Here is a 25,977-nt window from a genome sequence, read left to right as displayed (position 1 = left end):
ATTACCTCAACTTATTATTGTACCATTTTTATCTATTTTATAGAAGAAAAATATCAAATGGAATTTTCTTTCTTAGACTCTTTTATCTCTAATAAACTTTCTCCAAAAATCAGCAGACCTTCTAAAATTTCATAATCTTTCTTATTTTGGACATCAAATACAAGCTCCATTAATCCCTTATTCTCAGCGATGCCTGCTTTTAAGTTCGTTGCGGATAAAGCTTTAAAATAATCTTGAGCTAAAAACAGTCGTTGAGTGACTTTTTCAAATTGAACTGTAATTTTATTATCTTTTCTTTCCACACGTTGAACAAAGACTTTGTCCAAATATGACTTGACCAAACCAATCTCTAAAAGATAGGCTACTACATCTGGGTATTCTCCAAAGCGGTCCATCAACTCTTCTTGTAACTCTTCATAATTGACACGGTTGTCAATTTGACGAATTTTCTTGTAAATTTCAATCTTATGTCGTTGATCAGAAATATAAGTATCAGGAAGATAAGCATCAATTTGTAAAATCAATTCGGCATTCCCTTTGGTTCTTGTATTAGTATTCCCGTTTCGTTTAGCAATAGCTTTCTCTAGTAACTGCGAATACAATTCAAAACCAACAGAATCAATGAAACCAGACTGGGATTTTCCTAGGAGATTTCCTGCTCCACGAATCGAAAGATCTCGCATCGCAATCTTAAATCCTGAGCCCAATTCTGTAAATCCTTTGATGGCTTCTAATCTCTTCTCAGAGACTTCACTGATTGATTTTTCTGGACGATACATGAGATAGGCATAAGCAATACGATTACTACGACCGACCCTTCCTCTTAATTGATACAAGGTTGACAAGCCCATATGATCCGCATTTTCAATAAATAAGGTATTGGCATTTGGAATGTCCACCCCTGTCTCAATAATGGTAGTCGTCACCAAAATATCATACTGACCCTCAATAAAGTCTAATAGAGTATTTTCCAACTGAATTTCACTCATTTGTCCATGAACATACCCAATTGAAGCCTCTGGAATTAACTCCTGTAATTCTGAAACCTTCCGATCAATTGTGTCAACTTTGTTGTAAAGATAGTAAACTTGACCTCCACGCTCCATTTCACGCAAGACAGCATCTCGAATCACACTATCATTCTTTTCTAAAACATAAGTTTGCACTGGATAGCGATTAGTTGGAGGAGTTTCAATAACAGACAAATCTCGAATTCCTAGCATAGACATATGAAGGGTACGAGGGATTGGCGTTGCTGTCAAGGTTAGAACATCTACTTGTTTTTTCAGTTTTTTCAAAGTTTCCTTATGCTTGACACCAAATCGCTGTTCTTCATCAATAATCATCAATCCCAAATCAGCAAACACAACATCTTTTGACAAAACACGATGTGTTCCAATCAAAATATCAACTTGACCGTTTTTCAATTTTTCAAGTGTTTCTGACTGCTCTTTTTTACTTCTAAAGCGACTCAACACATCAATATTAACAGCAAAATTTTGGAATCGTTCCTTAAAATTCGTGTAGTGCTGTTGCGCTAAAACCGTCGTCGGAACTAGAACGACCACCTGTTTGTGATCATTGACAGCCTTAAAGGCTGCACGCATTGCAACTTCAGTCTTTCCAAAACCAACATCCCCAACCAATAGCCTATCCATTGGCTGAGAATCTTGCATATCTCTCTTGATTTCCTCGATACTACGAAGTTGATCATCCGTTTCAACATAAGGGAAAGCATCATCAAAAGCATCTTGCTCTTCATCATCGGCTGAGAAAGCAAAGCCCTTCAACTGACTGCGTTCAGAATAGAGTTTGATTAAATCGTCTGCTATATTCTCTACCTGGTTCTTAACTTTTTGCTTGGCTTTTTTAAAATGACCATCATTTAATTTATTGAGTTTTGGAGCTTTCCCATCACTTGAAACATATTTAGACAGTAGATGAATCTGTTCTACTGGGATAGAAATTTGATCACCATTTTGATATTGAACACTGACATAATCTCGGTGAAGCCCCTTGATTTCAATTGTTTCAATCCCTAGATATTGACCAATCCCATGGATATGGTGAACAACGTAATCGCCTTTTTCAAGTTCATTATAATCTTTTAATCGCTCCGCATTCGAAACATGTTGTCTTCGAAAACGGCGTTTCAATTTCTTTTGAAAAATCTCATGTTCAGTTATCAATAAAATCTTTTCATCTACAAAATGAAAACCATATCTGAGATTGCCCTCGATTAAGTTTACAGATTCTTTACAGATACTTGACTTATCTCTAGAATCCAATTTAATCTGGTATTCCTCTAAAACATCCTCCAATGTTTTGCTTCCCATTGAATTGCTAGACTGCAAGATAATAGTGTAGTCCATTTTTTTGTATCGCTCAATTTCTTCTTTTAGAAAAGAAAATTGATTGAAAAACTCCTGCATGGGATATTGATTAAATTGATAAATTTGGTCAAACTTGAGATTTCCTAACCCCTTTTGCAGATTAGAAAAAAAGGTCACTGGACTTTGTTTTTTATATATTTTCTCAGTATCCGCAAAATACTGCATATCAGAAAATGCTTTACTATTCTGTAACTCTTCTGTAAAGTATTGTGCTAATTCTCTTTCAAAGACTTCATACTGATTCATCAATTTCTGGTAATCATCAAAGAATATTGGCGTATCTTTTTTTATATAATCAAAGACAGTCCATGATTTCTCATAACACAAAGATAAAATTTTCCGAGAATCTGCATGCGTTTGTTTTTGATGAAAACTTGAAAGAATTTCTTCTAGGTAGGATTTCAGAATCGGCGATAGAGTTTTCGAAATTTGCTTTTCTAAAGCTGACTGTCCTCGTTGATAATCCTTTTCTCTCAAAAGCATGTCACTAGCTGGAAAGATGGTGAGTTTTGTCTGATTTTCTTTCGATAATTGTGTTTCGACTTCAAAAGTACGAATTCCATCTACTTCATCACCAAAAAACTCAATTCGGCAAGGTTCTAACTGGGATATTTCAAAAATATCTAAAATATCTCCTCGAAGACTAAATTCTCCTTGAGTTTGTACTTGTGTAACCTTTCGATAGCCGATTTCTTTTAACTGATGGATGAGCGCGTTTTGGTCATATTCTTCACCCACTGATATTTTTACAATACTATCTTTAAATACATTGGGAGAAGGTAAAAACAATCGACTTGCTGCAATATTACAAACTAAGATCCCTTTCTTAGATGGATTACTCAAAAAACACAAGGCTTCAACCCGTGAGATAATTTTTTCTTGTGAAGACATTAAAAACTCGACCATAGGGGAATCATCTACCAAAAATGGATAGACAAATTCCTCACCCAAGATAGAAATAAGATCACTAATAAGCCCTTCTGCTTCTCCATAAGTTGATGTCAATAAAATAATCTTATCTTCTTTCTTCAAACTACTAGCGATTGCTAAAGCTTTTGTAGAAGTTGACAAACCTAACATTAATTGTCTTTTTTTATCTGTTAAATTTTGATGCCATTTTTGGATCTGATCATTTTCTGAGAATAAATATAATAAGGTCACCATTTATCCGTTATACCTCTGCATCGTTTTTTCAAAGTTTTTCTCTTGTAAATAATAGTTTACAGATTCGTCAACCTTGTCAACAGACTGTAAAATACCAATATAATCATCCTTATCAAAGGTACTCAAAACATGGTTAACAACTGACATACCATTTTTAGGTCTTCCGATTCCAATCTTAACACGATTAAAGGTCTGAGTCCCTATATGTTGAATAATAGACTTGATACCATTATGACCACCTGCTGAGCCTTTTGCTCTTAAACGAATTTTCCCAACTTCCATGTCAAGATCGTCGTAAATGATGAGTAAATCTTCAATACCCAAACCATAGTAAGTCAATAAAGCATGAACCGCTTTCCCACTTTCATTCATAAATGTCGTTGGTTTGACAAGATAAATTTTTTCACCATTGAGGAAAAAAGATGCTAGATCAGCTTGAAATATCTTATCGTGTGTAAAAGTGACATTCTGTTTCTTCGCTAGTTGGTCAATCAACATAAAACCAACATTGTGTTTTGTTTCAAAATATTTATCTCCTGGATTTCCCAAGCCTACAAGTAATTTGGTCATTTATTTGTCCTTTCAAAAGCCAAAAGGGTTGGAATTTTTTTCCAACCTAATTGACACTATTTATTAATTTTTTAGACATTAAAGCGGAATTCCATGATATCGCCATCTTGAACGATATATTCTTTTCCTTCTTCACGCAAGCGCCCAGCTTCTTTTACGGCCTTTTCAGATCCGTATTTCACTAAATCCTCATATGACATGGTTACTGCACGAATAAATCCTTTTTCAAAGTCTGAATGGATAATACCAGCTGCTTGAGGAGCCTTCATACCACGTTTGAATGTCCAGGCTCGAACTTCTTTTTCACCGGCTGTGAAGTAAGTTCCCAGTCCCAGCAAGTGGTAAGCTGCTCGAGTCAATTTGTCAACTCCTGATTCTGTCAAACCAATGGCTTCAAGAAACTCTTTTTTATCTTCATCGTCCAATTCAGAAATTTCTTCTTCAGCACGCGCTGAAATTACTACTACCTCTGCATTTTCTGTCGCTGCAAATTCGCGAATTTGTTTGACATAGTCGATAGAATCTGGATCTGAAACTACATCCTCATCTACATTAGCAACATAAAGAACTGGTTTAGTTGTCAAAAGGAAGAGACCTTTGACAACTTTTTGTTCTTCATCTGTAAATTCGATGGTGCGAGCTGATTTTCCATCTTCAAGAACTGGTTTAATCTTTTGAAGAACATTGAATTCTGCTACTGATTCTTTATCTTTTTGCGTACGTGCCATCTTTTCTACACGCGCATAGCGCTTATTGACTGATTCTAAGTCAGCAAGAATCAACTCTAGGTTAATGGTATCAATATCTGCAAGTGGATCTACAAAGGCGTCTTCACGTCCTTGTTCACGCATGACATTTTCATCATCAAAAGCACGAACTACATGAACAATCGCATCTACTTCACGAATATTAGCCAAGAATTTATTCCCTAGACCTTCTCCTTTTGAAGCTCCTTTTACAATCCCTGCAATATCTGTAAATTCAAATGTTGTTGGCACTGTCTTTTTAGGAGTGATCATTTCAGTCAATTTTTGTAGACGTTCATCTGGAACTTCCACCATTCCAACGTTTGGATCAATCGTTGCAAATGGATAGTTTGCTGCCTCTGCTCCTGCTTTTGTAATTGCATTAAAGAGTGTTGATTTACCAACATTTGGCAAACCAACGATACCTGCTGTTAAAGCCATATTTTCTCATTCTCCATTTTCATTTCAATCCCTAATATTATAACATAAAAAGGGAAAACTTGCTAACTCTCTAACTAAGGGTTCTTAGTCAATGATTTTATTCATTTTTCGATCAAAATCATAGCGCCCCATCATGACAACATGGTCACAATTACTGCATTTTATTTTGATATCTGCTCCTACACGTGTAATTTCCCAACGATTAGCTTTTTTACCAGTCGACTTAATGGTACAAGCGTGTGGTTTTTTCATTTCAACAAAATTTCCAACTTGATACATACTATTCTCCTTTTCTTTTTTGATTATATCATAAAAGAGGCGAGCCAGGCTCAACCTCTTTCACTTAATTTGTACGAACTGGTGTAATGAGCTGCATGAAGTCTTCGTCAGTATCTGCTGGTACAAGAGTAAATGGACGAACAGCTGAGATAAAGCTAATAGTCACCTTTTCGCTATTTAAAGCTTTAAGAGAATCAATCAAGTAAGTTGGGTTGAAACTAATGGTCAAATCTTCACCAGTAACATGGTCAGTATCTATTTCTTCGTTCACTTTACCAACTTCTGGAGAGTGAACATGGGCGCTAACAACCCCACCTTTAATTTCAAGTTTCACAGTACCATTTTGAGTCGCACTTGATAAAAGACGAGCACGCTCCATTGACTGACGTAAGTTTACTACATCAAAAGTAATTGTAGTGTTAAAGTCTGTTGGAATCAAGCGATCTGTATCAGGATAGTTACCTTCTAACAAACGAGTATAGAAGCTAATATTTTCACTTCTAAAGAGGATTTGGTTGTTGGCAAAGAAAATCTCTACAGTTTCAATATCATCTGTAAATACCGCTGAAAATTCGCGTAAAGAACGGCTAGGAATAACGACATCAAAATCATCACTATTTTTCTCAAGCGTTAATTTTTTCTGGCTTAGACGATGAGAGTCTGTAGCTACTGTTTTTAGCTCCTTGTGTTGGCTCAATACAAAATGAACACCTGTTAAAATTGGACGACTTTCTTGTGTACTTGCCGCAAAAGCTGTTTCATTGATAATTTTCTTGAGTAATTTTGTTTCAAGAACTAAAGGAGTACTAGCTGAAATTTCTTGGATTCGTGGATATTGTTCGCTATCTTTTCCTTTTAGGGTAATTTCTGATTTTCCACTGGTTAAAACAATTTGATTTTGTTCAATTTCTTTAAAATCAAGAGTCACATCAGGTAGACTAGATACAACATTGATAAAGAAAGAAGCTTCAAGAAGAATCGAACCTAGAGAAGTAATTAACAAACCAGCATCTTCATTTTTTTGAGAAATAAAATTTTCAATTGAAATTTGACCATTTGAACCAATTAAAGTAACACCTTCATTGGTTACGTCAATTTTGACAGTTGATAAAATAGGAATGGCATTTTTAGAGCTAATAGCTCTCTTAGTTGTATTTAAGGCTTGTAGAAATAAATTTTTATTAATTGAAAAACGAATCATGGATTCTCCTTTATTTATTTTTAGTATTAGAAGGATAATAGTAATAATAGAGTCTGTGAAATCTGTGGAAAACAGACTTAAAGTAAGTCATATCAAGATTTTTGGCTTGTTTAAAAAATGTGGATAAAAAAGATAAAAAAGCGAAAGTTATCCACAAGTTATTTGATTTTCTTTTTGATTGATTCAATTTCTAAACGTAAATTATCGTCTTCATCAATCAAAGATTTAATTTTTGCATGGGCATGAATGACTGTTGTATGATCTTTTCCACCAAATTCTTTCCCAATTTTTGGAAGACTATTATCTGTTAGTTCTCTAGATAAATACATGGCTACTTGACGAGCCAAAACAATATTTTGAAGGCGTCTGCTTCCCTTCATTTCTTTGACGCTAACACCATAAAAGTTACCAACTTCATTTTGGATTTTGTCAATTGGGATGACGAGCATTTGGCTAACATCTTGTTTGCGAGCTCTAATAGCTTCTGCAGCAATATCAATAGTGATATCCTTGATTTTTTTTACTCTGGCAATTAAAGTGATGTCGTTGATGGCTCCCTCAAGATCTCGAACATTTGAATCAAATTGCCCAGCTAGGTATTCTAGAGTATCACTTTGGAAATTGTAGCCTAAATGTTCTGTTTTACTTTGTAAAATAGCAATACGTGTTTCAAAGTCAGGGGGGGTGATAGTTTGTGTCAATCCCCAACTAAAGCGCGTGACAAGCCTCTCCTCGAGCCCTTCTAGATGTTTTGGACTTCGATCACTCGTTAGGACAATCTGTTTTTGCTTGTCATGAAGGGCGTTAAAGGTATTGAAAAATTCTTCCTGAGTTGCGACTTTTTTTCCGCTGAGTGACTGGATATCATCGATTAACAAAAGATCAAGACTACGATAGGTCTTTTTAAACTTTTCCATTTCCCCAAGCCTTAGGTGATCCAGAAAGTCATTAATAAAGCTTTCGGCAGGGATATATTTAACACGCGCATTCGGAATATTTTTTAGAATTTCATTTCCAATAGCGTTTAATAAGTGAGTCTTACCAAGCCCAGGTCCTCCATAGATAAAAAGAGGGTTATAGGTCAGAGCCAAATCTTCAGAGACAGCTAAAGCGGCTGATACAGCCCAAACATTTCCATCCCCTTGGATAAAATTATCAAAGGTATACTTCTCTTTTAATCCAGTATCCGAATAAGGAATAGATGCTAACTTTGGACTATAGTCATAAAGAGTTGAATTTGTAGCGTCTTCAACTTGTGAGATAGTCGTATTTTGAGGTTTAGTGAAAGTATAGTGGGGAGTTATTTCAGCATCATAAATTTCAAATCCAGCAACTACAATAATATCTTTTAGTTGTTTTTCCCAGACCATTTCCATCTCAGATCGTGGTAAAAATATAGTGGCAACATTTTCCTCTACCTTGATGAGTTCAGCTTGAATAGCATAGAAATCATACATGGATCGAGTCAGTCTTTCTTGCGCAAATTCTAAGATACGATTCCAAAATTGTTTTTCTTTCAATCCGTTCTCCTCCTTTACTACTTGCTTAAAAGTTTAATGCTAGACTTATTTTACCATAGATAGGAAGAATTTTCCACAAGCTGTTAAAAATAATCCACAACGTTATCAAGCTTTATCCACAGGTTGGGGATAAAATCAGAAACTATTGATTTATTAAGCTTTTTATCGAAAAAAATAGTGGATAACCTTGTGAGATAAAAAAATAAAAGAACAGCCTTATTTCAGGCTGTTGATAATTCTACTGTATTCTTCTTGATTTGAAAAAGAAATAATGATTTTTCCACTGTCTTTTTTAGACAATTTGATTTCTACATCTAATCCAAGTAGTTTTTTTAACTGTTCTTCTTCATTTTGTATGAAATGATCAGTTTTTTGTAGTTTCTTTTGTTTTTTCTCTGTCAGAAGAGCTTCTAACTTCCTTACAGAAATGTCTTCTTCTATAATTCGTTGAAAGAAATAGTCTTGTTGTTCCTTATTCAACCCAACTAGCGAACGCGCATGAGCTTGTGATAGTTTGCCACGTTCTACTTCTGAGAGGATTGGTTCTGGTAAGGAAAGCAAACGAATGGAGTTGCTGATGTAAGGACGAGACTTGCCCATTTTATCTGCAATTTCAGAATGGGTAAATCCTTTCTCTACAAGAGATTCATAGGCGCGTGCTTCTTCTATTGGATTTAAATTTTCTCTTTGCAAATTTTCAATGATGGACTGGACCATCATCTCTTGATCTGAAAGCTGTTTAACAACAGCTGGGATAGACCTTAGACCAGCTAAAAGTGAAGCCCGATAGCGTCTCTCTCCTGCAAGGATTTCATAACCAATAACAGGAGATTGACGAACAATAATCGGTTGAATGACCCCATTTTCTTTGATAGACTGTGCTAGTTCATGTAGTTTTTCTCCATCAAAATCTTTTCGAGGTTGATAGGGATTTTTTTGTATATCTGTGATAGAAATCATTTCAAATTTTTCCATGATTCTACACTAACACATCTTTTCTCTTATGTAAAGCTTTCTTTACATAGATGTCAATTAAGATTCTAAATCACCTGAACTCTTGTCAAGTTTAATAGATGTAGTTTCTTCTTTACCGTTACGATAGTAAGTTATCTTAATGTTGTCTCCGATAGAATGATTGTAAAGAGCACTTTGTAAGTCTGTTGATGAAGCAATATCTTTATCATCTACTTTTGTAATAACGTCGTATTTTTCAAGGTGACCATTGGCAGGCATATTACTTTGTACAGAACGAACAACTACACCAGATGTTACACTGCTTGGAATATTAAGTCTTCTAATATCACTTGTATTAATATTTGAGAGATTGACCATTTGGATGCCCAAAGCTGGACGCGTCACTTTTCCGTTCTTTTCTAACTGTTCAATAATATTGATAGCGTCATTTGCAGGAATTGCGAAACCAAGACCTTCTACAGAGGTTCCTCCATTTGTAGCAATTTTACTTGAGGTAATTCCGATAACCTGTCCTTGGATATTGATTAGTGGGCCGCCAGAGTTACCTGGGTTAATAGCAGTATCAGTTTGGATGGCTTTTGTAGAAATGGCTTGTCCATCTTCAGATTTTAAGGACACATTTCGATTGAGACTAGATACAATCCCCTGAGTGACAGTATTTGCATATTCAGAACCCAATGGACTACCAATAGCAATGGCAGTTTCTCCTACGGTTAACTTACTAGAATCACCAAATTCAGCTACTGTAGTCACTTTTTCTGAAGAGATTTTGACGACAGCAATATCAGAGAAAGTATCTGCTCCGACGATTTCTCCAGGTACTTTAGTTCCATCTGATAAGCGAATATCTACTTTACTAGCACCATTTATAACGTGATTGTTGGTGACAATGTAAGCTTCTTTGTCATTCTTTTTATAAATAACCCCAGATCCTTCACTAGAGATTTGCTGAGAATCTGTGTCAGTATCATCATTGCCAAATACGCTATTTTGTCTGTTTGCCGAATAAGTAATAACAGAAACAACGGCATCTTTTACTTTATTAACAGCCTGAGTGGTTGAATTTTCGTTTTTATAGGCAGTCTGTGTAATAGTGCTGTTGTTGTTCGAGCTACTTACACCACTTTTTTGAGTTAGTTGAGTTATTGAAAAACCACCCAAGGCTCCACTAAAAAAGCTAATGACGATAACGACTAATAATTGAAACCATTTTTTGTAAAATGTTTTTAAATGTTTCATATTTGCCTCCATTTGTTTGAAATTACTGAAAGTATAAACTGACTAGCTTAATTATAACTTAAACACAAAAGTTTTACACAGATTGTGGATAACTTTCAAAAATCTGTGGTTTTCTAAGTAAAAATTAACCTTTTATTTTGTGAATAAGATGTGAAAAAATAGATAATATGTTAGAATAGAGTCATGAAAATTAAAGTTGTAACAGTTGGGAAACTGAAAGAAAAGTATTTAAAAGATGGTATCGCGGAGTATTCAAAACGAATTTCTCGATTTGCTAAGCTTGAAATGATTGAGCTAGCAGATGAAAAAACACCAGATAAGGCCAGTGAGTCAGAAAATCAAAAGATTTTAGAAATAGAAGGTCAGAGAATTTTATCAAAAGTTGGTGACCGTGATTTTGTGATTGCATTAGCTATTGAAGGGAAAACTTTCTCCTCAGAAGAATTTAGCAAGCAGTTAGAAGAAGCTTCTATAAAAGGATTTTCTACTCTTACATTTATTATTGGAGGGAGTCTGGGATTAGCACAGGATGTAAAAAAGAGAGCTAATCTTTCTGTCAGTTTTGGTCGCCTAACCTTGCCCCATCAGTTAATGAGACTAGTTCTTGTTGAACAAATCTATCGCGCTTTTACGATTCAGCAGGGATCACCCTATCATAAATAGAAAATTGACTTTTAATTGAATTTTTGGTAGAATGGTTGTGTTAGGTCTCATAGCTCAGCTGGATAGAGCATTCGCCTTCTAAGCGAACGGTCGCAGGTTCGAATCCTGCTGGGATCAATATAGTAGCAAAGCTGGGAATTTTCCCGGCTTTTTTCTTAAAAAAGTACACTTGGGGAGAAAAAAATGACAGTTGAGAGAATTTTATCTAAAATAAAATTCCATTTTGTATAATGGTTTTTGTAAGTTAGCTTACAAGAAAAAAACATTGAGGAGATTTTATTATGAAAAACACAGTTAAATTGGAACAGTTTGTAGCCTTGAAGGAAAAAGACTTGCAAAAGATTCAAGGTGGGGAAAGTAGACTTCCAAAAATCCGCTTTGATTTTATTTTCCCACGAAAAAAGTAATGAAATAAGGAGAAAGAGTAATGAATTTATTTGGATTTGGGCTAGTTATTGTTTATTTTTTAATTATTAGTCACAGTTACCGTTTAATTTGTAAAGGTCAAATAAATAGAAAAGAATTATACGTTTTTAGTGCTTATATATTACTAACAGAAATAGTACTTGATTTTCCCTCATATCTTCTACATTTAGATGGGTTAGGGATTGCAAGATTTTTATTTCCTTTGGTATTATATTCCTATTTTCGATGGATTAAACAGTATGAGAGGGATAGAGGACTATTCCTAAGTTTACTACTATCTCTTTTATATGAGAGCACTCATAACTTTCTGTCCGTAACTTTCTCCTCTATAACAGGAGATAATTTTGTTTTACAATATTATGACCCATTCTTTTTCGTTGTAACGGTGTTGACTTATGTCGTTATCTTAAAAATCATTCATTATTTCCATTTGGATCTAAACTATTTTGATAAAGACTACCTCTATCCTTTCTTGACAAAAGTATTTTTTGCTTTACTATTGCTACATATTGTATCTTTCGTTTCAGATATGGTAAGTACGATTAAACATTTGAATAGTTTTGGAAGTATTTTGTCATCTATCGTCTTTATTTCTCTACTTTTGACCTTCTTTGCAATGAATTCGCATAAAGAACAAATGGAAAAAGAGATTGCTTTGAAGCAGAAGAAATTTGAACAGAAACATTTACAAAACTACACAGATGAAATTGTCGGTCTGTATAATGAAATCCGTGGTTTTCGACATGATTATGCTGGGATGCTTGTCAGTATGCAGATGGCAATTGACAGTGGTGATTTACAGGAAATTGACAGAGTTTACAATGAAGTTTTGGTCAAAGCAAATCATAAACTGCGTTCAGATAAGTATACTTACTTTGATTTGAACAACATAGAAGATTCAGCTTTACGAAGTTTGGTTGCACAGTCAATTGTCTATGCTCGAAATAATGGTGTAGAGTTTACACTGGAAGTAAAAGATACGATTACCAAGCTCCCAATTGAACTATTGGATTTGGTTCGTATCATGAGCGTTTTATTGAACAATGCTGTCGAAGGATCGGCTGATAGCTATAAAAAGCAGATGGAAGTAGCAGTTATTAAGATGGAAACTGAAACAGTTATTGTGATTCAGAATTCATGTAAAATGACGATGACTCCTTCAGGAGATCTATTTGCTTTAGGATTCTCTACTAAGGGAAGAAATCGCGGGGTAGGATTAAATAATGTGAAAGAACTACTAGATAAGTACAACAATATTATTTTAGAAACAGAGATGGAAGGCAGTACATTTAGACAAATTATTAGATTTAAGAGGAAATTTGAATGAAAGTTTTAATTTTAGAGGATGTTATTGAACATCAAGTGAGACTAGAGAGAATATTGGATGAAATTTCGAAAGAATCGAATATTCCAATATCATACAAGACAACGGGAAAAGTCCGTGAATTTGAAGAATACATTGAAAATGATGAAGTAAATCAGCTTTATTTCCTAGATATCGATATTCATGGAATTGAGAAAAAAGGATTTGAAGTTGCTCAGCTCATTCGTCATTACAATCCTTACGCTATTATCGTCTTTATCACCAGTCGATCAGAGTTTGCGACTCTAACCTATAAATACCAGGTATCAGCCCTAGATTTTGTTGATAAGGATATCAATGATGAGATGTTTAAGAAGAGAATTGAGCAAAATATATTCTACACGAAGAGTATGTTACTTGAAAATGAAGATGTTGTAGATTATTTTGATTACAATTACAAGGGAAATGATTTAAAAATCCCTTACCATGATATTTTGTATATTGAAACGACAGGGGTCTCTCATAAATTGCGCATTATTGGTAAGAATTTTGCAAAAGAGTTCTATGGAACAATGACAGATATTCAGGAAAAGGACAAACATACTCAGCGATTTTATTCTCCTCATAAATCATTTTTGGTAAATATAGGAAATATCAGAGAAATTGATCGAAAAAATCTAGAAATTGTTTTCTATGAAGACCATCGTTGTCCTATTTCAAGATTAAAAATTAGAAAGTTGAAAGATATTTTAGAGAAAAAATCTCAAAAGTGATTGACAATTAGTAAGAAATTGATATAATGGTTATGTCTGCTACAGATAGAAGGTCCGTTGGTCAAGGGGTTAAGACACCGCCTTTTCACGGCGGTAACACGGGTTCGAATCCCGTACGGACTATTTTATCCGCCATAGCTCAGTTGGTAGTAGCGCATGACTGTTAATCATGATGTCGTAGGTTCGAGTCCTACTGGCGGAGTATAGATAAAAGGGAACACAACTGTGTTCCTCTTTTTGTATCAATTTGTATCACCAAGCATTTTCATAAGGAAGTCTGTTATTTCTTGAGGACTTTCTTTTTTTCCGTGTGCAATCCAAGTTTGACAAACACCAAAAAGTGCATGAGTTAGACAGATGTTACTATATTCTAATTCAGTGGTATTTAGATTTAGTTGCATAAAGCATTTTTGTAAATCCGTACTGAGCATGATATGAAGTTTATTTCGTAAGAAATTTTGGATTTCTTTAGTCCCATTTTCAGAAAGAAGGGCAGCCAGAAGTGGTTCTGACTCTAGATATTCAAAGACTTCTAAAATAGCATCTCTTTTGTGATGAGCATGTTTTTGAAAAATATATTCAAATGTATGGAATAGCTTGCTTTGATAGTGCTCAATCATATCATACTTATCTTTATAGTGAGTATAGAAGCTGGAACGACTAATTCCGGCTTTTTCTGCTAACTTGACAGTAGAAATTTGATCAAATGGCTGTTCCATCAGTAATTGTACCATAGCATTTTCAATAGTTCTCTTTGTTTTTAAGCGTTTATTACTTTCTTGCATATTTCCTCCTTGTAAACAAATTATACTATCTGTCTAAAAATGGATTTTTTATTTTGTAATTTAGATTTTTTAATGTATAATCTATTATATCAAAATTTTAGACAATATGTTTAAAAAAGGAGAAGATATGTTTAAAGAATGGAAAGCAATTTTTAAAAAACCAACCTTTATTATTGTCATGATAGGGATTTCTCTTATTCCAGCTCTGTACAATATCATATTTTTGTCATCAATGTGGGATCCATATGGGCAATTGTCTGACTTGCCTGTGGCAGTCGTCAATCATGATAAAGAGGCTTCCTATAATGGTAATACCATGGCAATAGGAAAAGACATGGTGTCTAATTTAAAAGAAAATAAAACTTTAGATTTTCATTTCATAGATGAAGAGGAAGGTAAGAAGGGATTGGAAGATGGCGATTACTATATGGTAGTGACTTTACCAAGTGATTTATCTGAAAAAGCAGCTTCTATTTTAACGGATCATCCAGAGCAAATGCAAATCGATTATCAGACTTCAAGTGGTCATAGTTTTATTGCCAGCAAGATGAGCGATTCTGCGATGACACAATTGAAGCAGAATGTTTCTACCAATGTAACCGAGACCTATACTAAAGCTTTATTTGATAAGATGGTCGAATTAAAGGATGGTATGAGTCAAGCAGCTTCTGGTAGTGAAAAATTAACTGATGGAGCGAATCAATTAGTGACAGGAAGTCATACATTAACTACTAATCTACACTCTTTAGCAGCTTCAAGTTTAACATTTTCAAATGGAACGGAGCAGTTTACTAAAGGATTATCTGCTTATGTTTCTGGTGTCGAACAACTTCATCTTGGCTTAGGAAATTTTAATAGTGGTTTAGTTACATATACTGGTGCAGTGAGTCAACTAGATAGCGGATTAGGTCAATTATCTTCTAAAAGTCCTGAATTAGTAGGAGGAATCAATCAACTATATACTGGTGTAGAGGCCTATACTGGCGGTGTTTCTCTGCTCAATACTGGTCTTAATCAATTTTCATCTGGTGTTAGTGCCTATACAAACGGAGTGGGAAATCTTGCAACAGGTGCTAATCAGTTATCTAGTCAATCAGCTACACTTCGAATGGGTGTGGAGCAATTAAGTGAAGGGATTCAACAACTTTCTAGTAAGTTAGATGCTTCGTCTGGGCAAAAAGATCAAATTAATCAATTATCTTCTGGTCTGAATCAGTTAAATCAAGCTATTCAAAATATTGATGTTGGAGATACAAAACAATTGTCTTCTGTTTTATCAAGTATAGTTTCTCTTTCTAATCAAATGTTAGCAAGTGCTCAGTCTGAAAAAGCAACTACATTAGCAAATATTCAATCGACAGTAGCTTATCAATCATTGACAAGTGAGCAACAAGCTGAGATAAGTGCTTCTGTATCTCAAAATTCGACTGATAGTATTCAATCGGCTCAGTCAATTATAGCTTTAGTACAAGGTTTACAGGGAAGTTTAGAAAACTTACAAAATCAATCTTCAAATCTTTCGACGTTAAAAAATCAAGCTAATCAAGTATTGCCTATTGCTTCTACTTCTTTGACAGGATTGTCAAGTGGATTAACAGAAATACAGGGAGCAGTGACGAGTAAATTAGTTCCTGCTAGTCAGTCGATTACATCAGGTGTAAAGGCATATACTACAGGTGTTGATAAAGTTTCTCAGGGCGCAAGTCAACTAAGTGAAAAAAATTCCACCTTGACAGGTAGTTTGGATCAACTAGTTTCAGGCTCAAATACCTTGACACAAAAATCTTCTAGCTTGACAGCAGGAGTTGGTCAATTAGTTGAAAAAACTCCAGAATTAGTATCTGGTATTGAAAAATTATCAACTGGATCCAATCAATTGAATCAAAAGAGTCAAGAATTGATAGCAGGAGTTGATAAATTACAATCCGGATCTGGTCAATTAGCAGACAAATCCAGTCAGTTACTTTCAGGTGCTTCTCAATTAGAGAATGGAGCTAATAAATTGGCAGATGGAGCTGGGAAACTAGCAGAAGGTGGAACAAAGTTAACTTCTGGGTTGGAAGATTTACAGACAGGAGTTGCTTCTTTAGGACAAGGACTAGGTAATGCTAGTGATCAACTCAAATCAGCATCAACAGAATCTAAAAATGCAGAGATTTTGTCAAATCCACTCAATATTTCCAAAACAGACAATGATCAAGTTCCTGTAAATGGAATCGCAATGGCTCCTTATATGATATCAGTTGCTCTTTTTGTTGCAGCAATATCAACGAATATGATTTTTGCGAAGTTGCCTTCAGGACGTCATCCAGAGAGCCGTTGGGCTTGGTTGAAATCTCGAGCTGAAATAAATGGTATTATAGCTGTTTTAGCAGGGATTTTGGTATATGGAGGAGTTCATCTTATTGGTTTAACTGCTAATCATGAAATGAGAACATTTATTCTCATTATCCTAACAAGTTTAGTATTCATGTCCATGGTGACTGCTTTAACAACATGGAATAGCCGTATAGGAGCTTTCTTCTCTCTTATTTTGCTTTTATTACAGTTAGCATCAAGTGCAGGTACTTATCCACTTGCTTTGACAAATGATTTCTTTAGAGCCATTAATCCTTGGTTACCAATGAGTTATTCGGTTTCGGGATTACGACAAACAATTTCTATGACAGGAAATATTCATCAACAAGTCATTTTCCTAGCTGCCATACTAGCTCTATTTACTGGTTTAGGTATGCTAGCCTATCAACCTAAGAAAATGGAAGAAGATTAAAAAAATCGACCAATTGGTCGATTTTTTATGTCTTAGATGACTTTCGTTTGTGATTATAGATTGCAAATAGTAAAAGAGAAGTAAAGGAACAGATTGATCCACCAACAAACCCATTAGGGATAAAGGAAAGTGTAATAGTTCCTTTTCCCTTAGGAACGTCAACTTTCATAAAGCCAGTTTGAGCTTGTTTAATTTCTATTTTCTTACCATCTTGGTAGGCAGACCAGCCTTCGTCATAAGGAATGGTGAAGAGAATGGACGTATCTTGTTTAACATCATATCTAGTAAAGACCTTGTTTTTAGAAGTTGATACTGTGACAGGTTGTTCTTTAATTTTTTGAATTGCCTCGGTGAAAGTTTTGGTATCTAAACGATAGAAGGTAGGAGATTCAAATGATACTTGTGAATTTCCAGGGAAACTAACATGAATATTGAAAGTTTTTTTCTCTTTTGTATAGCCTAGATTAAAGAAGGAGAAGACATTATCAGTTGTAAAAATTTTCTTTTCTCCATTTACAAGGATGTCAACTTTTTTTTGTTTGTCATTAGAAAAGTGAAGGTTTGTGAAAGAAAGATAAACTTGGCTGTTTTCTGGCACTTCAATTTGATACTGGATTGCTGCATCTTCATTTGAAGAACTTGTAACACTAATCAAATCATCAGTATTTTCAGTTTTTTCATAAGGTATTGGAGAAAAATAATCAAAATTGACATTAGCAAGTTGATTTAAAAACGAGGCCTGATTATCCAAAGTGTGTTCATTGAACTTGACATCATTGTAAACAGATTGACTAGCAAATGCAATCGGAAGAGAGAATTGATTTTCATATAGGGTAAGATTATCTTTTTGATATACATCTTGGAAACCATACTTATCACTAGGACTTTCTGAGATATTGTACTGGATTCCAAATAAACTATCAGCCAAAATACTATTATTGCCATAACGTAGATTGAGATTAGTCCCAGAGGATTTAAACCCAAGTTTATCCAAAGTAGAGCTTGCTGAACGATTTCGAACAGATGAAAATTGAGAGATTCCATTGTAGTTGAATTTCATACTGTCATTTCCTGTCTGAGTTTGTAGTTTCTCAGTACGAGTAAATGAATTTCCAATATATGTTGAGAAAGATTCCATAGCTAGGATATCTCTACTATATGCACTTCGAGAAGCAAATCCCCATTCCTTAGCAATTCCGTCCATTTGAGATGAAGCATTTAAACTTATTTCAACCATTATAAATAAATAGATTAGAATAGCAAATAGATTCACAGAGATAAACTTTTTGATAACTGCAAGGAGTAAAAGAGAATAGACAATCAAAAATTCAAGAGTAAGCAGAATATTCAAATTTGTTAAAAAAGAATAATGTGATTTTAGATAGATGGTAGCTAAAAATCCTGTTAGTACAAGAAAAAGCGAAACTAAAAAGTTCCAGATTTTAATTTCTCTCAGACGATTTAAAACTTCCGCTGCTGTGTAAATTAACAAGGTAGAGAAAATCCAAGCATAGCGATGTAAAAACATGTTTGGAGTATGCATGCCTTGCCAAAATAAATCAAGAGCTTCAATATAAAAGCTTGCAATTAGAAATGCAAAGAAAATTGCATAGATAAGTTTCACGTGAAACTTAATAGATTTCATTGTAAAAAATAAAATAGTCAAAATAAAGGGAAACAGTCCAACAAAAATCATTGGGATGGCCCCATACTTTGTTGTGTCAAAGGAACCAATGAATTGCTTAGCAAAGAGATCAAGATACCAGCTACTTTCAGTTTGAAACTTTGTAACTTCAGTTAATTTTTCCCCATGTGTCTGTAAATCAAACAGAGTGGGAAGAGTCATAATCAAACTAGCCATACAAGCTAAAACGGAGGTGATTATGAAATCAAGAAAAGATGATTTTCGAGTTTTAAAGTCCCAAGAAATTTGACAGAGATACCAGAAAACAAGAAACAATGCTGTCATATATCCAAAATAATAGTTTTGGATAAATAAGATTGACAGACTTGTAAAGTATAATGAGAATTTCTTTTCAGTTATAAGTAGGTGTAAACCAGTTATAATTAAAGGAATCAAGATAAAAACATCCAACCAGGTTTTTATCTCTAATTGACTGACAGTGAAACTCATCAGAGCATAGGAAGTGGATAAGGCTAGTTTTAAAGTATGAGGGATATTTTTAAATAATTTATTTAAACTAAAGAAGGTTGACAGACCAATCAATCCAAATTTTAAGAGAGTTGTCAGATAGACAGCATCTGGCATATTCGTTAAATCAAAAAAGTAAACCAGAGGCGCGAGAAAACTACCCAAGTAATAACTAGATAGGGCATAGAAGTTTAGTCCTAGACCACTTGTAAAGGTGTAAAACAAACTACCATTTCCATGTAGGATATTTCGTAAAGTTACATCAAAAATAACGTATTGATGAAAGCCATCTCCTAATAGAGGAGAGTTGTCACTATTCCAGTAGATACCTTGAGATAGATATACTCCTGTCATAATGACTACGGGAATGATGAAAGAAACAAAATAGGTCCAATATGTTTTAAAAAATAATTTCATGTTACCTCATAAAATGTTAGAAAACTCAGCTGGTTAACCCAACTGAGTTTTGAAGTTTTATTTAGTCTTTCCAAAGTTCTTTAACTTTTGCTTGTACTTCTTCATTTTCTAGGAATTCATCATAGGTTTCATCGATACGATCGATGACGCCATTTTTAGACAAGACAATGATATGATTAGCCAAAGTTTGAATAAACTCGTGGTCATGGCTGGCAAAGATGATTGATTCTTTAAAGTTTTTCAATCCATCGTTCAAGCTTGAGATAGATTCCAAGTCCAAGTGATTTGTTGGATCATCAAGTACAAGGACATTTGATTTTAAGAGCATGAGTTTTGAAAGCATGACACGAACTTTTTCTCCTCCTGATAAGACGTTTACAGGTTTGTTAACTTCATCTCCGGAGAAGAGCATACGGCCGAGGAAACCGCGTAGGAAAGTATTGTCATCTTCTTCTTTACTTGCAAATTGACGCAACCAGTCAAGAATTGATTCTCCCCCTGCGAAATCAGCTGAGTTATCTTTTGGCAGGTAAGATTGACTAGTGGTCACTCCCCATTTGACAGTTCCTTCATAGTCAATATCTCCCATGATTGCACGAATTAATGCAGTCGTTTGAATATCATTTTGTCCAATAAGAGCTGTCTTATCACCTGGACGCAAGATAAAGCTGATATTATCTAAAATAGTCTCACCATCAATCTTTACAGTTAGATTTTCTACTGTCAAGAGATCATTACCAATTTCACGCTCCGCTTTAAAGTTGATAAATGGATATTTACGACTAGATGGCACAATCTCTTCTAGCTCAATCTTATCAAGCATTTTCTTACGTGAGGTTGCTTGTCTTGATTTAGAAGCATTGGCAGAGAAACGAGCAACGAATTCTTGCAATTGCTTAATTTTTTCTTCTGCTTTGGCATTACGGTCGGCTAGCAATTTAGCAGCAAGCTCAGAAGATTCCTTCCAGAAGTCGTAGTTTCCGACATAGAGTTTGATTTTTCCAAAGTCAAGGTCGGCCATGTGAGTACATACTTTGTTTAAGAAGTGACGGTCATGGGACACTACGATAACTGTGTTATCAAAGTCAATCAAGAAGTCTTCTAGCCAAGTAATAGATTGGATATCCAAACCGTTAGTTGGCTCGTCCAAAAGAAGAACATCTGGTTTACCAAAAAGTGCTTTGGCGAGGAGAACCTTTACTTTTTCACCGTTGGCCAATTCGCTCATATTTTGATAGTGCAATTCTTCTGGAATGTTTAGGTTTTGAAGTAGTTGAGAGGCTTCACTTTCTGCTTCCCAGCCTCCAAGCTCGGCAAACTCTCCTTCAAGTTCGGCAGCACGCACTCCATCTTCGTCTGAGAAATCTTCCTTCATGTAGATAGCATCTTTTTCCTTCATGATGCTATAAAGTTTTTCATTTCCCATGATAACGACATCAATGGCACGTTCATCTTCATAGTCAAAGTGATTTTGACGAAGAACAGAGAGACGTTCATCTGGACCAAGAGAGATGTGACCAGTAGTAGGTTCGATATCTCCAGCTAAAATTTTTAAAAAGGTTGATTTTCCGGCACCATTAGCACCGATTAATCCATAGGTATTTCCTTCTGTAAATTTGATATTGACATCATCAAAAAGTTTACGATCACTAAAACGTAGTGAAACATCAGATACTGTAAGCAATGTTTTTCTCCTATATGTGTAATATACTTATTCTACTAGAAAATACGGAAATATTCAAATTTTTATCTGTCAATTTTGTGTAAATTATATTTACAGTATACTTTACACAAAATCGTGAATAGCAAGGCTGATTTATTTTGATAAATTACGGTTATTTCATTAAAAAAATGCTATAATTGAAGGGACTATATCGAAGGAGAACAAAATGACTAAACCCATTATTTTAACAGGAGACCGTCCAACAGGAAAATTGCATATTGGACATTATGTTGGAAGTCTCAAAAATCGAGTATTCTTACAGGAAGAGGATAAGTATGATATGTTTGTGTTCTTGGCTGACCAACAAGCCTTGACAGATCACGCCAAAGATCCTCAAACCATTGTAGAGTCTATCGGAAATGTGGCTTTGGATTATCTTGCAGTTGGATTGGATCCAAATAAATCGACTATCTTTATTCAAAGCCAGATTCCAGAGCTGGCTGAACTATCTATGTACTATATGAATCTGGTTTCATTAGCACGTCTGGAGCGAAATCCAACTGTCAAGACAGAGATTGCTCAAAAAGGATTTGGGGAAAGTATTCCTACAGGATTCTTGGTCTATCCAATCGCTCAAGCAGCTGACATTACTGCTTTCAAAGCTAATTATGTTCCTGTTGGGACAGATCAGAAACCAATGATTGAGCAGACTCGTGAAATTGTTCGTTCTTTTAACAATGCATATAACTGTGATGTCTTGGTGGAACCAGAAGGTATTTATCCAGAAAATGAGAGAGCAGGGCGTTTGCCTGGTTTGGATGGAAATGCTAAAATGTCTAAATCCCTTAATAATGGTATTTATTTAGCTGATGATGCGGATACTTTGCGTAAAAAAGTAATGAGTATGTATACAGATCCAAATCATATCCGCGTTGAGGATCCAGGTAAAATTGAAGGAAATATGGTTTTCCATTATCTAGATGTTTTTGGTCGTCCAGAAGATGCTCAAGAAATTGCTGAAATGAAAGAACATTATCAACGAGGTGGTCTTGGTGATGTGAAGACCAAGCGTTATCTACTTGAAATATTAGAACGTGAACTTGGTCCTATTCGTGAGCGCCGTATCGAATTTGCTAAGGATATGGGAGAAGTGTATAATATGCTTCAAAAAGGTAGTGAAAGAGCGCGTGAAGTTGCAGGTCAAACCCTATCTGATGTTAAAGGAGCAATGGGACTTCATTACTTTAACTAAGTTTATTTTTACAAGAAACTATCATTTCTATCTCAAAGAAAAGATAGTTTTTTATTTACCCCTGTAACATTTGACAAATTTTTATAGAATGGTATGATAGATACAATATAAAAAGAGTCAAGCTCAAAAAGAAAGAAAAGAGGAAACTTCGAATGTCTAATTGGGACACTAAATTTTTGAAAAAAGGTTTTACCTTTGATGATGTATTGCTTATTCCAGCTGAAAGTCATGTGTTGCCTAACGATGCAGATTTAACAACTAAATTGGCAGATAATTTGACTTTAAATATCCCAATTATTACCGCTGCCATGGACACAGTAACAGAGAGTCAAATGGCTATTGCTATTGCTCGTGCAGGTGGTCTCGGAGTTATCCATAAAAACATGTCAATTGCTCAACAAGCGGACGAGGTTCGCAAGGTAAAACGTTCTGAAAATGGGGTTATTATTGATCCGTTCTTCTTGACTCCTGAACATACAATTGCTGAAGCAGATGAACTTATGGGTCGTTACCGTATCAGTGGTGTTCCAGTTGTTGAAACACTTGAAAATCGTAAATTGGTTGGTATTTTGACAAATCGAGATCTTCGTTTTATTTCAGATTATAACCAACCAATCTCAAACCATATGACTAGTGAAAATCTTGTTACTGCTCCTGTGGGTACAGACCTTGCAACAGCTGAGAGTATTCTTCAAGAACACCGTATTGAAAAACTTCCTTTGGTAGATAAAGAAGGTCGTCTTTCTGGTTTGATTACTATCAAAGATATTGAAAAAGTTATTGAGTTTCCAAATGCTGCTAAAGATGAGTTTGGTCGTCTTCTAGTTGCAGGTGCAGTAGGTGTTACTTCAGATACATTTGAACGTGCAGAGGCGCTTTTTGAGGCAGGGGCGGATGCGATTGTTATTGATACTGCACATGGTCATTCTGCAGGTGTCTTGCGTAAAATTGCTGAGATTCGTGCTCACTTCCCAGATCGTACTTTGATTGCTGGAAATATTGCTACTGCTGAGGGAGCGCGTGCCCTTTACGAAGCAGGTGTAGATGTTGTCAAGGTTGGTATTGGACCAGGTTCTATCTGTACTACTCGTGTGATTGCTGGTGTTGGTGTTCCACAAGTAACAGCTATCTATGATGCTGCAGCTGTTGCGCGTGAATATGGAAAAACGATCATTGCTGACGGTGGAATCAAGTATTCTGGAGATATTGTAAAAGCTCTTGCTGCAGGTGGAAATGCTGTTATGCTTGGATCAATGTTTGCTGGAACTGATGAAGCTCCAGGTGAAACTGAAATCTTCCAAGGACGTAAGTTCAAGACTTACCGTGGTATGGGATCAATTGCTGCTATGAAAAAAGGCTCAAGCGATCGTTACTTCCAAGGTTCTGTCAATGAAGCAAATAAACTTGTTCCAGAAGGAATTGAAGGTCGTGTTGCTTATAAAGGAGCGGCAGCTGATATCGTCTTCCAAATGATTGGTGGTATCCGCTCTGGTATGGGTTACTGTGGTGCAGCTAACCTTAAAGAACTACACGATAATGCTCAATTTATTGAAATGTCTGGTGCTGGTTTGAAAGAAAGCCACCCTCATGATGTACAAATTACTAATGAGGCACCAAATTATTCTATGTAAAAAATAATGAAAAGAACTCCTGTGAAAACAGGAGCTCTTTTACAATATTGTCAAGTTTTGTTTACAACAACTTTACCATCTTGAATAGTGAAAATACTTAGATTTTCTGGTAGATTTTGAAGATGATCTAAGCTTGTTGTTGTAATAAAGGTTTGGATTGACTGAGAAATCGTTTCTAATAATTTTAGTTGTCTGGTATTGTCAAGCTCGCTCATAACATCGTCAAGCAATAATATCGGAGATTCTGTAGTAATACTTTCCATTAACTCGATTTCTGCTAATTTTATAGAAAGGACGAGACTACGATGTTGACCTTGACTTCCAAAACTAGCATCCATCCCATTTATATAAAAAGAAATGTCATCTCGATGAGGACCGACACCAGTATTCTTTTTAAATAAATCTCTGGATCTACTTTTTTCTAAAGCAATTTTGAAAGATTCTGATAAATCTTCTTTTTCAGTTGGTTTTACAGAAGATTGATAGGATATTGACAACTCTTCAATCTGATTAGAAAGTTCAAAATGTTTCTTACGCCCAAATGATTCTAGTTTTTTTATGAAATCTAAGCGGTGATTCATTACACGACATCCATAATCAACTAGCTGATCATCCAACACAGAAAGGAAGGTTTTATCTATTTTTTGAGTTGATTTTAGATAAGTATTTCTTTGTTTTAGGATATGATTATAATTGGTTAAGTCAGATAGATAGATTGGCTTAATTTGTCCAAGTTCCATATCAATGAATTTCCGTCGAACCGAAGGTGCTCCTTTAATTAGTTGTAAATCTTCAGGAGCAAATAAAACAACATTCATGTGTCCCACATAATCTGAAAGGCGCGCCTGTTTTAAGTGATTAACTTTTGTCACACGGCCTTTTTGTGTTAGTTCGATTTCTAGGGGAATGGATCCAGTTTTTTTCTGAACGAGACCTGAAAGATAAAGTTGTTCTTCATCAAAATGAATGAGATTTTTATCTGTTCGAGTTCGATGACTACGCGTTAAGGCTAAAAAATAGATAGCCTCTAGCATATTTGTTTTTCCTTGTGCATTGCGTCCTAAAAAGACATTTAATTTAGGATTGAAGTCTATTTTCGTTTCTTTATAATTACGAAAAGTTTTGAGAGATAGGTTTTGTAGCCACATGATTATCTACCAGGGAATCGCGGAGCTTGTTTGTTTTTAGGTGCTGAAGTAGGTTTCGATTTATCTTTTTTAACTCCCTTATTCATCTCTTTGACAAGTTTAGCGATCTGTTCTTTTTCAACTTTATCAGCTTGATATTCCTCTTGCTCCTCAGAAGTAGGTTGTGTCAACAAGATGTCAATATTCATGTCAGGTATGTCAATTTTATCACCAATGCGAAGTTTTTTACCACGACGACTCTCTAATTCCCCATTAAAGTAAACAGAATGTTCAGAGAGAAATGATTTGATAGCTCCTCCGCTATGTGTAATTCCAAGTTCTTTGAGTAGTGCTTGGAGGGTAATAAATTCTTCAAATAATTTGTATTCCATAATTCACCTCAATCTTTGGTATTATACCATATTTTCCTAAAAATAGTGATAGAAACAGGAAGAAATGTAAGCGATTTTTATTTCAAAACTGTTAC

20 protein-coding genes and 3 tRNA genes are annotated in these 25,977 nt (G+C 35.0%); 10 read left to right on the top strand and 13 right to left on the bottom strand.

Annotated features, from left to right (window positions below; genetic code table 11):
• Window positions 1–53: 53 nt before the first annotated feature.
• The 8 genes from mfd to FGQ53_RS00965 all read right to left on the bottom strand — a co-directional run bounded on the left by mfd (window position 54) and on the right by FGQ53_RS00965 (window position 10,528).
• A complete protein-coding gene (gene mfd, locus FGQ53_RS01000; protein WP_138335197.1) occupies window positions 54–3,557 on the bottom strand; it encodes a transcription-repair coupling factor in 3,504 nt (1,167 codons plus the stop codon).
• Complete coding sequence (pth, locus tag FGQ53_RS00995; RefSeq protein ID WP_138335196.1) at window positions 3,558–4,127, bottom strand: aminoacyl-tRNA hydrolase; 570 nt, start codon at window positions 4,125–4,127, stop codon at window positions 3,558–3,560. It lies immediately after the preceding gene.
• Window positions 4,128–4,198: 71 nt separating this feature from the next.
• Complete coding sequence (gene ychF, locus FGQ53_RS00990; protein ID WP_049535523.1) at window positions 4,199–5,314, bottom strand: redox-regulated ATPase YchF; 1,116 nt, start codon at window positions 5,312–5,314, stop codon at window positions 4,199–4,201.
• A gap of 84 nt (window positions 5,315–5,398) precedes the next feature.
• A complete protein-coding gene (locus FGQ53_RS00985) occupies window positions 5,399–5,593 on the bottom strand; it encodes a DUF951 domain-containing protein (RefSeq protein ID WP_000285186.1) in 195 nt (64 codons plus the stop codon).
• Between the two features lie 64 nt (window positions 5,594–5,657).
• The gene (gene dnaN, locus FGQ53_RS00980; RefSeq protein WP_138335195.1) at window positions 5,658–6,794 is read right to left on the bottom strand and encodes a DNA polymerase III subunit beta; all 1,137 of its coding nucleotides are present in this window, start codon (window positions 6,792–6,794) and stop codon (window positions 5,658–5,660) included.
• 158 nt (window positions 6,795–6,952) lie between these two features.
• Entirely contained in the window at window positions 6,953–8,314 is a 1,362-nt protein-coding gene (gene dnaA, locus FGQ53_RS00975) for a chromosomal replication initiator protein DnaA (RefSeq protein ID WP_138335194.1), read from the bottom strand.
• 216 nt (window positions 8,315–8,530) lie between these two features.
• The gene (locus FGQ53_RS00970; RefSeq protein ID WP_138335193.1) at window positions 8,531–9,289 is read right to left on the bottom strand and encodes a ParB/RepB/Spo0J family partition protein; all 759 of its coding nucleotides are present in this window, start codon (window positions 9,287–9,289) and stop codon (window positions 8,531–8,533) included.
• Between the two features lie 57 nt (window positions 9,290–9,346).
• A complete protein-coding gene (locus FGQ53_RS00965) occupies window positions 9,347–10,528 on the bottom strand; it encodes a S1C family serine protease (protein ID WP_138335192.1) in 1,182 nt (393 codons plus the stop codon).
• Between the two features lie 183 nt (window positions 10,529–10,711).
• On the opposite strand from FGQ53_RS00965, the gene rlmH reads away from it, so the two are divergent.
• The 7 genes from rlmH (at window position 10,712) to FGQ53_RS00930 (ending at window position 13,895) form a co-directional block, all read left to right on the top strand.
• Window positions 10,712–11,191: a 23S rRNA (pseudouridine(1915)-N(3))-methyltransferase RlmH gene (gene rlmH / locus FGQ53_RS00960; RefSeq protein ID WP_050252625.1), complete on the top strand. Its 480-nt coding sequence runs from the start codon at window positions 10,712–10,714 to the stop codon at window positions 11,189–11,191.
• Between the two features lie 43 nt (window positions 11,192–11,234).
• Window positions 11,235–11,308: transfer RNA gene (locus FGQ53_RS00955), tRNA-Arg, on the top strand.
• Window positions 11,309–11,472: 164 nt separating this feature from the next.
• The gene (gene comC / locus FGQ53_RS00950) at window positions 11,473–11,598 is read left to right on the top strand and encodes a competence-stimulating peptide ComC (RefSeq protein WP_138335191.1); all 126 of its coding nucleotides are present in this window, start codon (window positions 11,473–11,475) and stop codon (window positions 11,596–11,598) included.
• Window positions 11,599–11,618: 20 nt separating this feature from the next.
• Complete coding sequence (gene comD / locus FGQ53_RS00945; protein WP_138335190.1) at window positions 11,619–12,944, top strand: competence system sensor histidine kinase ComD; 1,326 nt, start codon at window positions 11,619–11,621, stop codon at window positions 12,942–12,944.
• Window positions 12,941–13,693: a competence system response regulator transcription factor ComE gene (comE, locus tag FGQ53_RS00940; RefSeq protein WP_000866065.1), complete on the top strand. Its 753-nt coding sequence runs from the start codon at window positions 12,941–12,943 to the stop codon at window positions 13,691–13,693. Before comD ends, comE begins: the two co-directional genes overlap by 4 nt.
• 51 nt (window positions 13,694–13,744) lie before the next feature.
• A tRNA-Glu gene (locus FGQ53_RS00935) sits at window positions 13,745–13,816 on the top strand.
• Between the two features lie 5 nt (window positions 13,817–13,821).
• Window positions 13,822–13,895: transfer RNA gene (locus FGQ53_RS00930), tRNA-Asn, on the top strand.
• A 40-nt stretch (window positions 13,896–13,935) separates the two neighbouring features.
• Here FGQ53_RS00930 and FGQ53_RS00925 read toward each other — a convergent pair.
• On the bottom strand, window positions 13,936–14,478 hold the full coding sequence (locus FGQ53_RS00925) for a TetR/AcrR family transcriptional regulator (protein WP_138335189.1): 543 nt from the start codon (window positions 14,476–14,478) through the stop codon (window positions 13,936–13,938).
• Between the two features lie 127 nt (window positions 14,479–14,605).
• On the opposite strand from FGQ53_RS00925, the gene FGQ53_RS00920 reads away from it, so the two are divergent.
• A complete protein-coding gene (locus FGQ53_RS00920; protein ID WP_138335188.1) occupies window positions 14,606–17,248 on the top strand; it encodes a YhgE/Pip family protein in 2,643 nt (880 codons plus the stop codon).
• 25 nt (window positions 17,249–17,273) lie between these two features.
• On the opposite strand, the gene FGQ53_RS00915 is transcribed toward FGQ53_RS00920, so the two are convergent.
• Together FGQ53_RS00915 and FGQ53_RS00910 are read right to left on the bottom strand one after the other, a co-directional pair.
• Window positions 17,274–19,817, bottom strand: coding sequence for a YfhO family protein (locus FGQ53_RS00915; RefSeq protein ID WP_138335187.1), 2,544 nt, complete (start codon window positions 19,815–19,817; stop codon window positions 17,274–17,276).
• Between the two features lie 61 nt (window positions 19,818–19,878).
• Window positions 19,879–21,501 (bottom strand): ATP-binding cassette domain-containing protein, encoded by a 1,623-nt coding sequence (locus FGQ53_RS00910; RefSeq protein WP_101786251.1) that lies wholly within the window; start codon window positions 21,499–21,501, stop codon window positions 19,879–19,881.
• A gap of 205 nt (window positions 21,502–21,706) precedes the next feature.
• Between FGQ53_RS00910 and trpS the strand changes: the two genes are divergently transcribed.
• Together trpS and guaB are read left to right on the top strand one after the other, a co-directional pair.
• Entirely contained in the window at window positions 21,707–22,732 is a 1,026-nt protein-coding gene (gene trpS, locus FGQ53_RS00905; RefSeq protein WP_138335186.1) for a tryptophan--tRNA ligase, read from the top strand.
• 152 nt (window positions 22,733–22,884) lie between these two features.
• Window positions 22,885–24,363, top strand: coding sequence for an IMP dehydrogenase (gene guaB, locus FGQ53_RS00900; protein WP_138335185.1), 1,479 nt, complete (start codon window positions 22,885–22,887; stop codon window positions 24,361–24,363).
• Window positions 24,364–24,413: 50 nt separating this feature from the next.
• Here guaB and recF read toward each other — a convergent pair whose 3' ends face one another.
• Both recF and yaaA read right to left on the bottom strand, forming a co-directional pair.
• Window positions 24,414–25,511 (bottom strand): DNA replication/repair protein RecF, encoded by a 1,098-nt coding sequence (recF, locus tag FGQ53_RS00895; RefSeq protein ID WP_138335184.1) that lies wholly within the window; start codon window positions 25,509–25,511, stop codon window positions 24,414–24,416.
• 2 nt (window positions 25,512–25,513) lie between these two features.
• The gene (yaaA, locus tag FGQ53_RS00890) at window positions 25,514–25,882 is read right to left on the bottom strand and encodes a S4 domain-containing protein YaaA (RefSeq protein ID WP_138335183.1); all 369 of its coding nucleotides are present in this window, start codon (window positions 25,880–25,882) and stop codon (window positions 25,514–25,516) included.
• Between the last annotated feature and the right edge of the window lie 95 nt (window positions 25,883–25,977).

The sequence above is a fragment of the Streptococcus mitis genome (assembly GCF_005844455.1).
GTDB classification, from domain to species: Bacteria; Bacillota; Bacilli; order Lactobacillales; family Streptococcaceae; genus Streptococcus; species Streptococcus mitis_BF.
The sequence above is the reverse complement of the archived record's forward strand: the minus strand, read 5'-3'. Positions and strand labels throughout refer to the sequence as shown.

Bases quoted from the DNA above. Each gene is read 5' to 3' on its own strand.
- mfd (WP_138335197.1), bottom strand. From the start codon at position 3,557: ATGGTGACCTTATTATATTTATTCTCAGAAAATGATCAGATCCAAAAA.
- pth (WP_138335196.1), bottom strand. From the start codon at position 4,127: ATGACCAAATTACTTGTAGGCTTGGGAAATCCAGGAGATAAATATTTT.
- ychF (WP_049535523.1), bottom strand. From the start codon at position 5,314: ATGGCTTTAACAGCAGGTATCGTTGGTTTGCCAAATGTTGGTAAATCA.
- FGQ53_RS00985 (WP_000285186.1), bottom strand. From the start codon at position 5,593: ATGTATCAAGTTGGAAATTTTGTTGAAATGAAAAAACCACACGCTTGT.
- dnaN (WP_138335195.1), bottom strand. From the start codon at position 6,794: ATGATTCGTTTTTCAATTAATAAAAATTTATTTCTACAAGCCTTAAAT.
- FGQ53_RS00970 (WP_138335193.1), bottom strand. From the start codon at position 9,289: ATGGAAAAATTTGAAATGATTTCTATCACAGATATACAAAAAAATCCC.
- FGQ53_RS00965 (WP_138335192.1), bottom strand. From the start codon at position 10,528: ATGAAACATTTAAAAACATTTTACAAAAAATGGTTTCAATTATTAGTC.
- rlmH (WP_050252625.1), top strand. From the start codon at position 10,712: ATGAAAATTAAAGTTGTAACAGTTGGGAAACTGAAAGAAAAGTATTTA.
- comC (WP_138335191.1), top strand. From the start codon at position 11,473: ATGAAAAACACAGTTAAATTGGAACAGTTTGTAGCCTTGAAGGAAAAA.
- comD (WP_138335190.1), top strand. From the start codon at position 11,619: ATGAATTTATTTGGATTTGGGCTAGTTATTGTTTATTTTTTAATTATT.
- comE (WP_000866065.1), top strand. From the start codon at position 12,941: ATGAAAGTTTTAATTTTAGAGGATGTTATTGAACATCAAGTGAGACTA.
- FGQ53_RS00925 (WP_138335189.1), bottom strand. From the start codon at position 14,478: ATGCAAGAAAGTAATAAACGCTTAAAAACAAAGAGAACTATTGAAAAT.
- FGQ53_RS00920 (WP_138335188.1), top strand. From the start codon at position 14,606: ATGTTTAAAGAATGGAAAGCAATTTTTAAAAAACCAACCTTTATTATT.
- FGQ53_RS00915 (WP_138335187.1), bottom strand. From the start codon at position 19,817: ATGAAATTATTTTTTAAAACATATTGGACCTATTTTGTTTCTTTCATC.
- trpS (WP_138335186.1), top strand. From the start codon at position 21,707: ATGACTAAACCCATTATTTTAACAGGAGACCGTCCAACAGGAAAATTG.
- guaB (WP_138335185.1), top strand. From the start codon at position 22,885: ATGTCTAATTGGGACACTAAATTTTTGAAAAAAGGTTTTACCTTTGAT.
- recF (WP_138335184.1), bottom strand. From the start codon at position 25,511: ATGTGGCTACAAAACCTATCTCTCAAAACTTTTCGTAATTATAAAGAA.
- yaaA (WP_138335183.1), bottom strand. From the start codon at position 25,882: ATGGAATACAAATTATTTGAAGAATTTATTACCCTCCAAGCACTACTC.